This is a genomic window from Nesterenkonia pannonica (assembly GCF_019575955.1).
Taxonomy (GTDB): Bacteria; Actinomycetota; Actinomycetes; order Actinomycetales; family Micrococcaceae; genus Nesterenkonia; species Nesterenkonia pannonica.
The window spans coordinates 583,237-596,594 of sequence record NZ_CP080575.1 but is presented as its reverse complement, the minus strand read 5'-3'; the positions used below and the strand labels follow the sequence as shown (position 1 = coordinate 596,594).

At 67.2% G+C, this 13,358-nt stretch carries 20 protein-coding genes and 4 pseudogenes; 16 read left to right on the top strand and 8 right to left on the bottom strand.

Annotated features, from left to right (window positions below; translation table 11 throughout):
• Positions 1 to 13 precede the first annotated feature (13 nt).
• The 8 genes and pseudogenes from K0H76_RS04580 to K0H76_RS04545 all read left to right on the top strand — a co-directional run.
• Positions 14 to 208 (top strand): annotated as a pseudogene (locus K0H76_RS04580) (AEC family transporter); the annotation flags it as partial.
• Positions 209 to 296: 88 nt separating this feature from the next.
• Entirely contained in the window at positions 297 to 1,169 is an 873-nt protein-coding gene (locus K0H76_RS04575) for an AEC family transporter (protein ID WP_258934631.1), read from the top strand.
• Positions 1,151 to 1,606, top strand: a complete 456-nt coding sequence (locus K0H76_RS04570) for a hypothetical protein (protein WP_258934630.1) — start codon at positions 1,151 to 1,153, stop codon at positions 1,604 to 1,606. Before K0H76_RS04575 ends, K0H76_RS04570 begins: the two co-directional genes overlap by 19 nt.
• On the top strand, positions 1,603 to 1,746 hold the full coding sequence (locus K0H76_RS04565; protein WP_258934629.1) for a hypothetical protein: 144 nt from the start codon (positions 1,603 to 1,605) through the stop codon (positions 1,744 to 1,746). Before K0H76_RS04570 ends, K0H76_RS04565 begins: the two co-directional genes overlap by 4 nt.
• Positions 1,743 to 3,716 carry an HAD-IC family P-type ATPase gene (locus tag K0H76_RS04560; RefSeq protein ID WP_258934628.1) on the top strand — a complete coding sequence of 658 codons (1,974 nt, stop codon included), beginning with the start codon at positions 1,743 to 1,745 and terminating at the stop codon, positions 3,714 to 3,716. Before K0H76_RS04565 ends, K0H76_RS04560 begins: the two co-directional genes overlap by 4 nt.
• A 148-nt stretch (positions 3,717 to 3,864) precedes the next feature.
• Positions 3,865 to 4,332, top strand: coding sequence for an HAD-IC family P-type ATPase (locus K0H76_RS04555; RefSeq protein WP_258935328.1), 468 nt, complete (start codon positions 3,865 to 3,867; stop codon positions 4,330 to 4,332).
• Positions 4,329 to 4,751, top strand: coding sequence for a hypothetical protein (locus K0H76_RS04550; RefSeq protein WP_258934627.1), 423 nt, complete (start codon positions 4,329 to 4,331; stop codon positions 4,749 to 4,751). Before K0H76_RS04555 ends, K0H76_RS04550 begins: the two co-directional genes overlap by 4 nt.
• A gap of 32 nt (positions 4,752 to 4,783) precedes the next feature.
• Positions 4,784 to 5,189: pseudogene (locus K0H76_RS04545) on the top strand (aspartate 1-decarboxylase).
• A gap of 179 nt (positions 5,190 to 5,368) precedes the next feature.
• Here K0H76_RS04545 and K0H76_RS04540 read toward each other — a convergent pair.
• The 5 genes and pseudogenes from K0H76_RS04540 to K0H76_RS04520 all read right to left on the bottom strand — a co-directional run.
• Positions 5,369 to 5,839 (bottom strand): aminotransferase class III-fold pyridoxal phosphate-dependent enzyme, encoded by a 471-nt coding sequence (locus K0H76_RS04540; RefSeq protein ID WP_258934626.1) that lies wholly within the window; start codon positions 5,837 to 5,839, stop codon positions 5,369 to 5,371.
• Positions 5,806 to 6,602 (bottom strand): annotated as a pseudogene (locus tag K0H76_RS04535) (aminotransferase class III-fold pyridoxal phosphate-dependent enzyme). The gene K0H76_RS04540 and the pseudogene K0H76_RS04535 overlap by 34 nt, the downstream one beginning before the upstream one ends.
• Position 6,603: 1 nt before the next feature.
• On the bottom strand, positions 6,604 to 6,858 hold the full coding sequence (locus tag K0H76_RS04530; RefSeq protein WP_258934625.1) for a hypothetical protein: 255 nt from the start codon (positions 6,856 to 6,858) through the stop codon (positions 6,604 to 6,606).
• The gene (locus K0H76_RS04525; RefSeq protein WP_258934624.1) at positions 6,792 to 7,286 is read right to left on the bottom strand and encodes an SDR family NAD(P)-dependent oxidoreductase; all 495 of its coding nucleotides are present in this window, start codon (positions 7,284 to 7,286) and stop codon (positions 6,792 to 6,794) included. The genes K0H76_RS04530 and K0H76_RS04525 overlap by 67 nt, the downstream gene beginning before the upstream one ends.
• 1 nt (position 7,287) lies before the next feature.
• Positions 7,288 to 7,365 (bottom strand): annotated as a pseudogene (locus K0H76_RS04520) (hypothetical protein); the annotation flags it as partial.
• A 297-nt stretch (positions 7,366 to 7,662) separates the two neighbouring features.
• Between K0H76_RS04520 and K0H76_RS04515 the strand changes: the two are divergent.
• Positions 7,663 to 7,890, top strand: coding sequence for a hypothetical protein (locus K0H76_RS04515; protein ID WP_258934623.1), 228 nt, complete (start codon positions 7,663 to 7,665; stop codon positions 7,888 to 7,890).
• A gap of 4 nt (positions 7,891 to 7,894) precedes the next feature.
• Here the strand turns inward: K0H76_RS04515 and K0H76_RS04510 are convergent, their stop codons facing one another.
• The gene (locus tag K0H76_RS04510) at positions 7,895 to 8,329 is read right to left on the bottom strand and encodes a hypothetical protein (RefSeq protein ID WP_258934622.1); all 435 of its coding nucleotides are present in this window, start codon (positions 8,327 to 8,329) and stop codon (positions 7,895 to 7,897) included.
• A 74-nt stretch (positions 8,330 to 8,403) separates the two neighbouring features.
• On the opposite strand from K0H76_RS04510, the gene K0H76_RS04505 reads away from it, so the two are divergent.
• The gene (locus tag K0H76_RS04505; RefSeq protein WP_258934621.1) at positions 8,404 to 8,652 is read left to right on the top strand and encodes a hypothetical protein; all 249 of its coding nucleotides are present in this window, start codon (positions 8,404 to 8,406) and stop codon (positions 8,650 to 8,652) included.
• A 257-nt stretch (positions 8,653 to 8,909) separates the two neighbouring features.
• On the top strand, positions 8,910 to 9,527 hold the full coding sequence (locus K0H76_RS04500) for a hypothetical protein (RefSeq protein WP_258934620.1): 618 nt from the start codon (positions 8,910 to 8,912) through the stop codon (positions 9,525 to 9,527).
• 512 nt (positions 9,528 to 10,039) lie between these two features.
• Here K0H76_RS04500 and K0H76_RS04495 read toward each other — a convergent pair.
• Complete coding sequence (locus tag K0H76_RS04495; protein ID WP_258934619.1) at positions 10,040 to 10,357, bottom strand: UTRA domain-containing protein; 318 nt, start codon at positions 10,355 to 10,357, stop codon at positions 10,040 to 10,042.
• A 14-nt stretch (positions 10,358 to 10,371) separates the two neighbouring features.
• On the opposite strand from K0H76_RS04495, the gene K0H76_RS04490 reads away from it, so the two are divergent.
• Together K0H76_RS04490 and K0H76_RS04485 are read left to right on the top strand one after the other, a co-directional pair.
• The gene (locus K0H76_RS04490) at positions 10,372 to 10,704 is read left to right on the top strand and encodes a hypothetical protein (RefSeq protein WP_258934618.1); all 333 of its coding nucleotides are present in this window, start codon (positions 10,372 to 10,374) and stop codon (positions 10,702 to 10,704) included.
• 277 nt (positions 10,705 to 10,981) lie between these two features.
• Positions 10,982 to 11,590, top strand: a complete 609-nt coding sequence (locus K0H76_RS04485) for a hypothetical protein (protein WP_258934617.1) — start codon at positions 10,982 to 10,984, stop codon at positions 11,588 to 11,590.
• Here K0H76_RS04485 and K0H76_RS04480 read toward each other — a convergent pair.
• Positions 11,581 to 11,799 (bottom strand): hypothetical protein, encoded by a 219-nt coding sequence (locus tag K0H76_RS04480; RefSeq protein ID WP_258934616.1) that lies wholly within the window; start codon positions 11,797 to 11,799, stop codon positions 11,581 to 11,583. The genes K0H76_RS04485 and K0H76_RS04480 overlap by 10 nt on opposite strands.
• 4 nt (positions 11,800 to 11,803) lie before the next feature.
• On the opposite strand from K0H76_RS04480, the gene K0H76_RS04475 reads away from it, so the two are divergent.
• From K0H76_RS04475 to K0H76_RS04465, 3 genes are all read left to right on the top strand, one after another.
• Entirely contained in the window at positions 11,804 to 12,118 is a 315-nt protein-coding gene (locus tag K0H76_RS04475; RefSeq protein ID WP_258934615.1) for a substrate-binding domain-containing protein, read from the top strand.
• A 108-nt stretch (positions 12,119 to 12,226) separates the two neighbouring features.
• A complete protein-coding gene (locus K0H76_RS04470) occupies positions 12,227 to 13,069 on the top strand; it encodes a spermidine/putrescine ABC transporter permease (RefSeq protein WP_258934614.1) in 843 nt (280 codons plus the stop codon).
• Positions 13,057 to 13,188, top strand: a complete 132-nt coding sequence (locus K0H76_RS04465) for a hypothetical protein (RefSeq protein ID WP_258934613.1) — start codon at positions 13,057 to 13,059, stop codon at positions 13,186 to 13,188. The genes K0H76_RS04470 and K0H76_RS04465 overlap by 13 nt, the downstream gene beginning before the upstream one ends.
• Positions 13,189 to 13,358: the final 170 nt, after the last annotated feature.

Here is a 13,358-nt window from a genome sequence, read left to right as displayed (position 1 = left end):
CGGAGGGTTCAGTATGGGTGCGGTGCTTCAGGGCTTCACCGTCATCTGGATCATCATCGTGGTGGGCTTCGCCATCGGCCGCTGGGGCCTGCTGGGGCCCGACGCGAGGCTCATCCTCTCCAGGCTCACCTTCTTCGTGGCCTCGCCGTGCCTTCTGTTCACCACGATCTCAGCCTCACCGATTGCTGAGGTGCTCGGGCCCCAGTTCGCCGTGGCAGCCCTGAGCGCCTTCGCCACCCTGGGGTCTTTCTCCTGCTGGGCACGGTGCTTCTGCGCGGCCGCAGGGCTCGGAGCTGATGATCGCAGGGATGGGCGCCTCCCTGGTGAACGCGGCGAACCTCGGCTTCCCGATCGCCGAGTATGTCCTGGGCGATGTTCGGCTGGCCGCACCCATCGTCATGTTCCAGCTCGCCTGCTACGCACCCCTGTACGTCATGGTGATGGATCAGCTGACCCGACGAGAGCGATCAGGCCCGGAGGATCGCCCCGTCCACCCCCGGCTCGCGGTTCTCCGCTCGGCCGGAATGTCGATGCTGAACCCTGTGATCGTCGCGTCCATGCTCGGCCTGCTCTTCTCGTGGCAGGGGTGGTCGTTCCCGGAGCCTGTCAGCGAAGCGATAGAGCTGCTGGCGGGGGCATCCATCCCGCTGATGCTGCTGGCCTTCGGACTGTCGCTGGTGGGCGTGAAGCCCTTGAACAAGGAGGGCGGACGACGTCGGGACGCGACGCTCGCCTCCGGCATCAAGCTGCTGGTGCATCCGGCGATCGCCTTCCTCATCGCCTACTTCCTCTTCGGGCTGGAGGGAACATGCTTCTGGCCGCCGTCATCATGGGCTCGCTCTCCACCGCGCAGAACGTGCTGGTCACCGCCGTGCGCTACCGATCGGGTGAGAACATCGCCCGCGACACAGTGCTGGTCACCACGGTCCTCGGCATTCCGTCGATGGTGCTCATCGCCCTGCTGCTCGCCTGAATCTCCTGCCCAGGCCTTACCCTATTCCGGTGACCTCCGCACCACCGCCCCCACCGAACGAGCAGCACGGCGAGGCTGCAGACGCGCCCATATGGGAGCAGCCGCACCGCCCTGCGCGCGGAGATCAGGCAGGGGCTCGAACGGTCGAAGCTTCGTGGCTGGGGCTGGCTCGCGGCTGTGCTCATCGCCGTGGTAAGCACTGTGATTGCCGTCTGGCAGGTCAATGAGCAGGTCTACACCCCGGAGAGCGCCGCCGAGGACTATTGGGAGGCCCTGCAGGTAAGCCGAGGCAGAGTCGCGCTGGGACATGTGGAGCAGCGGCCGGAGTTCCTGTCCGAGGAAGACCTGGACCATGTGCTGCTCAACAGGGACCCGCTGGCTCGCAGCGCAGAGCTGATGGAGGCTTCCCAGCTGACGGTGGCCGAGGAGGAGGGCGAGGCCGCCGCCCAGGTGGACTTCGTGCTCGGAGACGACAGCCACAGCACCAGCCTGCCCGTGGAGCGCACGGGAACGACCTGGGGCTTCTTCGACGAGTACAGCATCGATTCGAGCGCGATGACGTGGTTCGAGATCGACGTGCCGGGGGCTCCGCAGGGCGGGATCAGGCAGGTCAGCGTCAATGGGACTCCGTGAATCTCGACGGCGAGACCGCACGGCTCTCCGCCTTCGCGCCCGCCGCAGCAGAGGTGGAGGTGGACTCCCAGTGGCTCATCAGGCGGGCCCAGCACGCCGTGACCGCCCAGGAGGACCCCAGGAGCAGTAAGCCGGAGTGACGCTCGATCTTGAGGCCAGCGACGATGCCGCCGAGGTGCTCCGCAGCGAGCTCGCGGAGTACTTCGAGGGCTGCGAGCAGGAGGTTCTGATGCCCTCAGGGTGCCCGGTCGGGACGTCCACCCCTCACAGTGTGGATCCCGACAGCATCAGCTGGAGCTTCCCGGACCCGGAGGACTTCGAGCTCAGCTTCGACGCCGACGGGTGGAGCGTGGACCATGGTGAGCTGACCGCGGACGTGAGCTTCGAGGCGGTGCACTACTTCGACGGAACTCAGATCAGCGAGACCGAGACGGTTCCCTTCGCCCTGGACATCACGGTGGGCGCCAGCGGAGAGGACCTCATCGTGTCCGTCAGCAGCTCCGAGGGCGGCAGGGCGTTGACCAGGAGTCCCTCTGAGGCTCAGCCGCGCGGCCTATACACTCGATGCGTGACGGAACAGGACTCTGCGCCTCCCCAGCGCGGTCGCGCACCTGAATCCAGCCCCGACTCCCCCGAGCTCACCCCGGAGGAGCGGCGCTCGTCCGTCAACCCTGAGCTTCTCGAGCGCCACGGCCTGAACTCTGTGCAGGTCGGCGAGCGCCAGAGACTCAGGCTTGCCAATGTGCAGCCCCGGACCACGTCACGCTCCATCACGGAGATCCTGCGGACGCATCTGCTGACCCTCTTCAACGGCATCATCTTCGCCTGCGCTCTGATCATTGTGCTGCTGGGCCGGTGGCTCGATCTGCTCTTCGCCGTCGCCGCGGTGGGCAATGTCGTCATCGGCCTGGGGCAGGAGTACGGCGCCAAGCGGAAGCTGGATGCGATCGCACTGCTGCACCAGGACCACATCCGTGTGCTGCGCGATGGCATGGTCGTGCTGATCCATCGGGAGCAGATTGTTCTGGACGACGTGGTGGAGCTGCGCCGCGGCGATCAGGTTCCTGCGGATGGGGTGGTGGTCTCGTCATCGGACTTGGATCTCGACGAATCGATGCTGACCGGTGAGGCCCGGGCGGTGCCGAAGCATCGGGACGACCGTCTGCTCTCCGGCACGGCGGTTCTGGTAAGCACGGGGAGGTTTGTGGTCACGGCAGTGGGCCCGAAGGCTCATGCCGTGCAGCTGGCCGCTCAGGCGAAGAAGTATCTGAAGATCAATTCGGAGATCCGGCGGGCGCTGGAACGTATCGCGTTCTGGCTTTCTCTGGCTCTGATCCCCATCACCGCGGTGGTCTTCAACGGCCAGATGCAGGCCCACGGCGGGTGGGCCGAGGCGTGGGCTTCGGGCGAGTGGCAGGAGGGGCTGGTCACAGCGGTCTCTTCGGTGACCGCCATGATTCCGGCAGGGCTGGCGCTGATGACGACGATCAGCTTCGCCCTGGCGGCCGTGAAGCTGGCACACAATCATGTGCTCATCCAGGAGCAGCCTGCGGTCGAGATCCTGGCGCGGGTCGATGTCGTCTGCCTGGACAAGACCGGCACGCTCACAGACGGCACCATCGCCTTCCACGCCGCCTCGGAGATGGACGAGGGCGGCAGAGTAAACCCCTGGCGCCGCGCCGAGGAGCTCTCCTCCGGCGAGCTGCAGCCGTGGCAGCGCATTCTGGCTCATTTCGGAGCCGATGAGCAGGCGAACCCCACCGCGGCGGCGCTGAAGGTTCCGTTCCGTGACGTTCCCGGCCACCATCCCGCCTGGAGGGTGCAGTTCTCGTCGATGCGCAGGTTCTCGGCAGTCAGCTTCGCCGAGACCGCAGGCGACCTCTCGGGCCAGTGGATCCTCAGGGCCCCTGAGGTGCTGCGGGAGGCCGAGGCTGTCGAGGGCGTCGACACATCCGAACTTCTGAAGCATGCGGACGCCGTCTCAGCGCAGGGCCTGCGCACCGTGGTGCTGGCGCACGCGCCCAATGCCGCTCCCCTGACTCGGAGGAGACGGTGCCGCTGCGCCGCGGTGAGCAGCTTCCGGGCCCGCTGCGGCCCGTGGCTCTGCTGACGTTCCGGGAGAATGTCCGCCGCGACGCCGCGAGCACCTTGGAGTACTTCCGTGAGCAGGACGTGGGGCTGAGAATCATCTCCGGCGACAACCCCATACGGTCTCCGCGGTGGCGCGGGAGGTTGGTCTGCCGGTTCAGGGCGAGGCCGTGGATGCCGCCCAGCTGGGCACGGATCCGGAGACTCTTCGCCCGCTGATGGCTCAGCACACTGTCTTCGGGCGGGTCAGTCCGGAGCAGAAGGCGGCGATGGTCCAGGCGCTGCAGGCCAACGGGCATGTGGTGGCCATGACCGGAGACAGGATCAATGATGCGCTGGCGGTGAAGCGTGCCGACCTCGGCATCGCGATGGGCTCAGGCGCCCCGGCCACCAAGGCCGTGTCGAAGCTGGTGCTGCTGGACGGCAGGTTCGCCCGCCTGCCGGGGGTGCTCGCCGAGGGCCGGAAGGTCATTGCCAACGCGGAGCGGCTGGCGCACCTGTTCCTGACGAAGACGGCGTTCGGGGTGGGGCTGGGACTGGTGTTCGCCCTCATGTTCTGGCCCTTTCCGTTCCTGCCGCGGCAGTTCTCCACGGTCGACTTCATCATTGTGGGGCCCCGGCGTTCTTCCTTGCGATGATGCCGAACCCGCAGCGGTATCGCCGCGGCTTCCTGCGCCGCTCCGCGCTGTTCGCGCTTCCGCCCTCGGTGGTGGTCGTGGTCGCGGTGGTGACGGTGTCGTTCTTCGGGAGGCTCTTCGAGGACGCGGCGGCGCAGATCCAGACGGCGAGCTTCATCACCCTTGCCCTTGTGGGTCTGTGGATCCTCAATCTGGTGCTTCGTCCGCTGAACGCGGCCCGGATTGCTGTGGTGACGGGCCTGTACCTGCTGCTGGCCGCGGTGCTGCTGCTGCCGATCAGCCAGCAGTATCACCTCTTCCAACTGCCCGAGGCTGAGCTGCTGGCTGTCGCCTTCGTGACCAGCGTGCTGGGCTGCGGCGCCGTAGAGCTGGGGCACCGCGTCTACACCGCAGCGGTGGACCGCCCAGCGTCCCTTTGAGGGAGGTGCGGGGTGCAATAGAATCGCCCGCGATGCTGAGAACTCTGATGAGCGGGAAGATTCACCGGGCGACGGTCACTCAGGCCGATCTGCACTATGTCGGCTCGGTGACGATCGACGCTGACCTCCTGGACGCGGCGAACATCGTCGACGGCGAGCGTGTGCAGATCGTCGATGTGACCAACGGCGCTCGCCTGGACACCTACACGATCGCCGGCGAGCGCGGCTCCGGGGTGATCGGCATCAACAGGGCGGCTGCCCACCTGGTGCACCCCGGCGACCTCGTCATCATCATCTCCTACGCCATGGTCGACGACGCGGAGCGCGCTCAGCACTCCCCGTGTGGTCCACGTCGACGAGCGCAACAGCATCGTGGCCCTGGGCAGCGATCCGGCTGAGCCTGTGCCCGGCTCAGCCGATCAGATTCCCAGCCGTTAGGGCCTCACGAATTCCTCTCAGTCGACGTGGGCATCCGCGAGGGCTAGCACCTCGTCGAGAACGTCAGGCCGAAGCGGATCTCGCCCTCTGAGGCGTTGAGCGGCGGGCAGATGTGAATCCTGTTCATGTTGATGAAGGGCAGCACACCCGCTCTTTGGCCGCGGCGACGATCTTCCCCATCACCTCATGGGTCTGGCCGTAGGGCGCCAGCGGCTCCCGGGTCGCGGGATCCCTGACCAGTTCGATCGCCCAGAACGCGCCGAGTCCGCGCACGTCGCCCACTGAGGGGTGGTTCTGCCTGATCTGCTCCAGCCGGGGACCGATGACGGCCTCCCCAGATGGGCCGCGTTCTCGACCATCTGCTCGTCTGCCATGGCACGCATGTTCGCCACGGCCGCCGCCGCAGCCAGGGGTGGCCTGAATAGGTCAGGCCCCGGGGTACGGGTGCGTGGCGAAATTGGCGAAGATCTCGTCATCCATCGCCACGCCGCCCAGGGGACGTAGCCAGAGTTGACGCCCTTGGCGAAGGTGACGATGTCCGGCTCAATGCCGAAGTGCTGGTGGGCGAACCACCGTCCGGACCGGCCGAAGCCTGCCATCACCTCGTCGAGGATCATCACAATGCCGTGCTCATCGCACAGCTGGCGCACCCCTTCCATGTATCCCGGCGGGGGCGGGTAGATGCCAGCCGTTCGGGGATGCCCTCGAGCACGATGGCCGCCACGGAGGTCCCGCGCTCAAGCTCCAGTACCTGCTTCAGATGGGCCAGGGCAGCCTGCGACTCATCCTGCTCGGTCCACGAGCCGCGCTGCGAGTCCGGGGCGAAGTAGGAGCGGTAGGTGTAGGCCGGAAGGAAGTGCACCACACCCGCGTCGTCATCGTTGGGGATCCGGCGAGGGTCGCCGGTCATGTTCACCGCCAGCTGCGTGCCCCCGTGATAGCTGCGGTAGGCGGAGAGCACCTTGCGTCGGCCGGTGTGGTGGCGCGCCATCCTCACCGCGTGCTCATTGGCGTCGGCTCCCCCTGCGGTGAAGAAGACGTGGCTGATGTCCTCGGGCAGGCGCTCGACGATGAGCCGTGCGGCTTCGGAGCGCGCGTCGTTGGCGTGCTGAGGGCGACGGTGCAGAGCTTCTCCGCCTGGTCCCTGATCGCCTGCACCACGGCAGGGTGCTTGTGGCCGACGTTGGTGTAGATCAGCTGCGAGGTGAGATCGAGCAGCGGTAAGCCCTCTCCGTCCCAGATCCAGGACCCTTCGGCGTCCAGGACGGTCAGGGGCGACAGGGTCTCCTGCGCGGACCACGAATGGAAGACGTGCTGACGGTCCAGGGCGTAGGCGCTTCGGCCCGCTTCGAGCTCCTCAGAGGTGAATTCCCGGTGGGGCGCGAGGGCGGCGGCGGTGGGCGTGACGGTCATCTCATGCGCCTTTCTTTGCGATCTTGCTGCTGCTGGCCTGATCGCGGGGGCGAACGACCATCAGGTCCACATTGACATGCTCCGGCCGTCCGAGGGCCCATTCGATGGATTCTGCGACATCCTCGCCGTGCAGGGGCTGGTACCCCTCGTAGACCTTCTTGGCTCGTTCGGCGTCGCCGGAGAACCGGGTCAGGCTGAACTCCTCTGTGGCGACGGCGCCGGGGGCGACCTCGATGATCCGGATCGGTTCGCCCACGATCTCTTGGCGGAGCGTGGTGGACAGCATGCGCTCGGCATGCTTGACCCCGTGTAGCCGGCCCCGCCCTCGTACGCCTCGTAGGCCGCAGTGGAGGTGACCACGACGATGTCTCCCCCTGCGGCGGCGCGCAGCAGCAGGAGCATCGCCTTGGTCACGCGCAGTGTGCCCAGCACGTTGAGCTCGTACATCCAGCGCCACCCGTCCACGTCGCCGTCCTCAACCCTGTCGAGGCCGAGGGCGCCTCCGGCGTTGTTGACGACTCCGTCGAGGCCGCCGGTGGAGCTGAGGTGCTCGGCCAGCGCCGCGACTTCCTCATCCGAGGTGATGTCCAGGGGTATGCCTCCACACTGCTGTGCGCCTGGGCGAGGGCTTCCAGCCTCTCCTGCGCCGAGCAGCTGCCACCACCCGATATCCCTGGTCGGCAAGACAACGGACGGTCTTTTCGCCGATGCCTGTGGAGGCTCCGGTGACGAGGATGCGGCGATCAGTTCCAGCGGTAGCCATAGAGCTCTCCTTAGGGTGGGGTCCGCCACCATCATGCACGCATCGGGACTTCAGGGTGAATCAGGGTCGCGTCAGGGACACCACCTGATGACAGCTCTGCCGCGTGCCGCTAGCTTTGAGAGCACATCGAACCTCATCAGAAAGTGAGAGCAGCTATGGGACTCATCTCGCTGGGCGCAAGCGTCGCGATCGGCTACGCCCTGGGCACCTCAAGGGCCGCGAAAGGTCGACACCGCCCTCGACACCGCCAAGAGGAGAGCCGAAGAGGCGTGGAACCGCCCTGACGTTCAGGATCTGGTGTCCAAGACATCGGAGCGGGCTGAGGAGCTGGTCCATGAGGTGGCCGTGCAGGGCCGCAGGGCTGCCACCTACGCCTCCGACGCGGTGAGGAGCGCATCCGAGCAGGCCGATGCCGCCGCTAACCGAGCGGAGGACATCATCGACGAAGCCGAGGAGACCGTTCAGCGGGCCGCCGAGCAGACCGGAGACGAGAACGGCGGCCAAAGCGGCAATACGTCGCCCTGACCTATTACGCTGAGCGGGTGATGGATCTGTCCCGGCTCGTCTCCGAGCGCATCGCCCCTGAGCGCGACTCCTTCCGCACCGCGGGAACCTGCCCTCGGCCCAGCAGCTGCTCGGCCAGGCTCTGGCAGAGCGGCGCATTCGGCTCCGACGGATCACCGAGGGCCGGTGGGTCTTCATCTTCGGGGACGCCGTCATCGGCGGGTGGTCCCAGGGCGTCACCACGCTGGTCAGCGCCCACGGCCGCCGGGTGCTCGCGAAGCCGGAGAGCGTCGCCGCCCACCTCGACCTCATGGACATACCTCACCGCATCGGCCGCGCGGACGCTGAGTAAGTAAGCCGGACCCTGAGCTCCGAGGATCCCGCCGAGGAGGACGAGGAGCAGGACGACGACGATCCTCCGCAGACCCTGACGCTGGAGGTCTACACGGTAAGCGAGCATGCCGTCAGCGTTCTCGCCCTGGTGGACCGGGACCTCCTCCCGATCCCCAGCCCTCGGAGCCGCCCACCATCGCCGTGGACGTCACCGACCTCGTGGCGGAGGAGCTCAAGCAGCTCGGCACCGACGCGCTGCGCGCAGTGCCCGGGGTCCTGGCCGGGGCGACCACCCTCTCCGCCGCCTCGCTGGACTCAGCCCAGCACGCAGCCGTCCTCGACGTATCAGCAGAGGCCTCGCCTCTGCCCCACACCTATCCCACCCTGGGACCCGGACGGCCCGTCAGCGCCGCGATCGCGGAGCAGCTCCTCGCCACAGCAGCGGTCTGAAGCCGTTAGGCTGACCCCACGATGAGCTCTGAGCCGCACACCTTCCCACTCGGCGCGAGGCGCCCCGGCCGCACACGCCCCGCAGCCGGGACCGACCCTCAGTAGGCCTCAGACGTCCGCGCTGCGCCCTCCCCGACGCCGAGACGACTGCCCCATCCTTTCCGCTGCCCCCTCGCGCCCGCCCTGCCGACGCTGCTGCCGACGCGGATCTGCCGCAGGAGCACGACGAGCGGGACGCGGACCGCACCGCCTCCGAGGTGCGTCCTGCCGCCCGCCTGGAGGAGAGCGCCTCAGTCACCGCGCGCTTCATCGTCGAGCACGTGGAGCCGATGTACGACGAGCTCAGGCAGTGGTCCTCGACCCTGCCCCACCAGGAGCTGCTGCAGCGCGCCGCCCGCCGCAAGAGAATGACCATCAAGATCATCTCCGAGGCCAACCAGCTGTTCTTCCTCTCCGGTGTGGTGGTCGGCGGGATGGACGGCGTCATCACCTCCCTGGTGTCCCATCAGGCCCGCCGCCTCTCACGCTCCAAGGCGATGACGAAGAAGTACCTTCAGACGTCCGAAGTGCCCACTCCCAGAGGCAAGGCCATCAGCCCTACGGAATTCTCCCGGGCCGTGAAGACCATGAAGTCGCTGGGCAAGCGCGTCGCCGTCAAGCCCTCCTCCGGACGAGTCGGCAAGGGCATCACACCGGACATCACACGCGAGTCTCAGCTGCGGGCCGCCTGGGCCAAAGCGATGGCAGCACGGTCGGCCACCTCAGACTCGCGCTACCTGATCGTGGTCGAGGAGTACGCGCCCGGCCTGGACATCCGCGCCTATGTGGTGGGCAGCCGCGTGGTGGGGCGGTCGCTCGCATCCCGCTCTACGTGATCGGCGACGGCGTCTCATCGATCGGTAAGCTCGCCGACGACGAGATCGCAGGACGGCGCGGCAACGAATACCTCAAGCCGCGGCAGCCGAGGTGACGGACCAGTTCCTCGCCCCTGCAGGCCTGGACCGCACCGCGGTGCCAAACCATGGGAGAGCTCGTGATGCTGACCGAGATCGCCGACACCGCCCGGGGCGGAGGCCTGGCCGTCGACGTGCTGGACCACCTCGTGGCGAGCTGAAGGATCTGGCCGTCAGCGGCCTGCAGGCTGTGCCCGGTCTCGGGGCAGTAGGCGTGGACCTGCTGGTGCCCCGGCTGGACTCCGCTGAGGAGCAGTGGTGCTCGACGTGAACCCCTATGCCAACATCGCGCAGTTCCACTACCCCAGCTACGGGGAGCCCCGGAAGGTCAACGACGCCGTCATGGACGAGATCCTGGAGCAGGCCTCACGCTAGTCACCCGGCCGCCCGTAAGCAGGGCTACTCCTCCGGGATGCTCTCGGCGCCGAAGGCTGTTAGCCCGAATGCCTCAGGGTGATCCACTGCATGGGGTTCGCGTGGCGCGAGTTGCCGACGGAGAGCATGATGCGCCCGGCGATGTAGCGGTCGCTGGACCACTCCAGCGACCGTCCGGCCGAGTCGCGGGAGACACGGTGATGGACCAGCAGCGCGGAGCTGCGCCCCACCCCGAGGTGCTCGGCGTGCTCGCGCTTGGCCCGCTCCGCGCCGAAGATGTGCTCCGCGTGGCTGAAGTGCACCCCGTGCCCCTCCTCCAGCAGCGAGGTGACGGAGGGCGCATCCGCCGGAAGGCCCTCCACGATCTCCCCAACCACTCGGGATAGTGCGTGTGCTCAAGCATCACCGCCTGACCGTCCAAAGAGCGCAGGCGCAGAACTCCCAGCACCCGCCGTCCGCGCGGGACGTCGAGCATCTGCTCATCCTGCGCATCGGCGATCTGCCACCGGGAGGAGATCACGGCACCCCGGGCGACATCCCCTGGCGCCGGGCCCACTGCGCGAAGCTTCGGAACTCGTCGAAGGATGCCTGGCGCTTGGGCACCTGCACCACGCGCTTGGTAAGCCGCGCGTTCCGTCCACTGTTCCTTCGGCCACGAGCTCGCGCAGCTCATTCTGACAGTCCCCGGGGAGACTCCGAAGCGCTCGGAGAGCTCACGCTCTGAGGGCAGCAGGGCGCCCGGCCTGTAGAACCCCTGCTCGATGTCCCGGGCGAGTGCACGGGCTATCTCTGCGTAGGCGACTGTTCCCACCGGCGCTCCTTCTGATGCTGATCTCTGTCCACCCAGAGTTTACGCAGAATTCATCATCACTAGTGACGTAACAGTTGACCAAGAGCACTTCACTAGTGAGGATGGAGAAACAGAGGGCCGCTCCACGGCGCTTCCGGCACGTGAGCACCGCAGTGCCGACCACCTGCAACCAAAGGACAGAGACACTCGCATGATCACTCGCACCCGCATCATGATCGGTTCCGCCCTTGCCGCAACCCTCGGCCTGACAGCCTGCGGCGACGGCGGCGAATCTGAGGCATCGCAGAACTGGCGCGAGGCCGGGTCCGTCGAGGACGGCGGCGGCATGGACCAGCTCGTCGAGGACGCCCAGGCCGAAGGGCAGTTCAACGCCATGGGGCTCTACGAAGACTGGGCCAACTACGGCGAGCTCCTCGAGGCGTTCTCCGAGGAGTACGACATCGAGATCACCAACGACACCTCCACCGGCTCCAGCCAGGACCTCATCAACGCCGTGGTGAACCGCCAGGGGCAGGACAACTCCTGGACTATCTCGACACCGGCGTCAGCTTCGCCGAAGAGGCTGCCGAGGACGGCCTGCTCGCCGAGTACTCACCCCAGACCATCGACGACATCGACGAAGAGTTCGTCTCCGAGTCCGGCACGTGGATCAACCACCTCGGCGGCACCGTCGCCATCGGGTGCGACACCTCACGCGTCGAGGACTGCCCCGAGAGCTTCGAGGACCTGCTGGACGAGCAGTACTCCGGCCAGGTGGCTCTGCCCTCGAACCCCACGGCCTCCGAGGGCTCATTCATGATCGTGCACGCCGCTGCTGAGGCCAACGGCGGCAGCTTCGACGACATCGAGCCCGGCATCGAGTTCTTCGGCGAGCTCTCCGGCATGGGCAACCTCGTCCCCGTCGAAGCCGACGCAGGAACCATCGAAACCGGTGAGACTCCCATCGTCATCGACTGGGACTACCTGCTCCAGCCCATCGCCAACGACCTCGAGGAGGACAGCCGGCATCGAGATGGACATCAACCTGCCCGAGGACGGTCAGGTCTCCTCCTTCTACGCCGCCTCCATCAACGACGATGCGCCCCACCCCGCAGTGGCGCGGCTGTTCTACGAGTTCCTCTTCTCCGACGAGGGCCAGAACATCCTGCTGGAGGGCTATGTCTCCCCGGTGCGCCTGGACGCCATGATCGAAGAGGGCACCGTGAACGAGGACGCGCTCGCCGAGCTGCCCAGCCAGGACGGCATCGAAGCTCCCCAGCCCACTCTGGAGCAGCGCGATACCAACCAGGCCATCGTCAATGAGCAGTGGGACGGCACTGTTCAGTGAGTCTGCCGATCACCCAATCCGCTGGCGCGGGTCAGCGGCCCGCCCCGGACGGCGCCTCGGCGCCGGCCGGGGCTCGGCCCCGCTGCTCAGCAGAGAGCGGTGGAAGGGGTGGGATCGGCGCTGCGGTCTCCGGCCGCCCTCTCGCTCTTTCCCCTGGGACTCATCCTGGGCATCTTCTTCATCCTTCCGATCGTGGGGATGGCCGTCATCGCCTTCTCCGTCACCGCGGAGGATGGAGGAACGAGCGTAGGCCTGGCGAACTTTGAGGCGCTGACCAGAGGCTCCCACCTTCAGGCGATCGCCAACTCGGTGCAGGTGTCGCTGGTGGGGTCGACGATCGCTGCGGCGGTCGGCTCCCTCACCGCGTTCTGCATCGCTCAGATCCGGTCCAAGGCGCTGGACTCCGTGGTGGCCGTCTTCTCCTCGGTGCTGGCCAACGACGGCGGCGCGCCGCTGGCGTTCTCGTTCATCGTCACCCTCGGCAATGCGGGCGTTCTGTACGCTGCGCTGAATCTGGAGGCCACCGGCTTCACGCTCTACTCGTGGCAGGGGCTGGTGGTGATGTACCAGTACTTCCTGATCCCCACGATGGTGATGGTCACACTGCCGACGTTCATGGGACTGCGCAAGGAGTGGCGTGAGGCCAATGCCGCCCTCGGCGGCTCCCAGCACGTTCTGGCTCCGCGTGGGCCTGCCGGTCGCCGCACCGGCCCTGCTGGGCGGCTGGATCCTGTGCTTCGGCGCAGCGTTCGCCACCCATGCCTCCGCGGCGGTCCTCATCGGCGCGGGCGGATTCCCGCTCATTCCGCTGAACATCTCCTCGCTCCTGGGCCAGTCCCCTCCAGCCAGCCCGTCGCCATGGCGCTGGGCGTGACGATGGTGGTCATCGCCGTCACCGTGCTGTTCGTCTTCAACCGCCTGCAGAGGAGGTCCGCCCGATGGGTGCAGTGAGACTCTCCCGCTGGCTGCCGGTGATCGCCGTCGGCCTCTACGTCCTCATTCCGGTGCTCTGCGCCGCCTACTACGCCGTGTTCCCCGGGGCACCTTCTCACTGCGCGCCTACTCGGTGATCACCGAAGATGCCAGCCTCGCCGCCGCCGCAAGCCGAACCTTCATGATCACCGGGCTGACCATCGTCACGTTGGTGGCCACACTGGTCCCCGCGCTCGTCGCCGTCCACCTCTGGGCTCCTCAGCTGCGCCCGATCCTGGAGATTCTGTGCACCCTGCCGCTGGTGGTC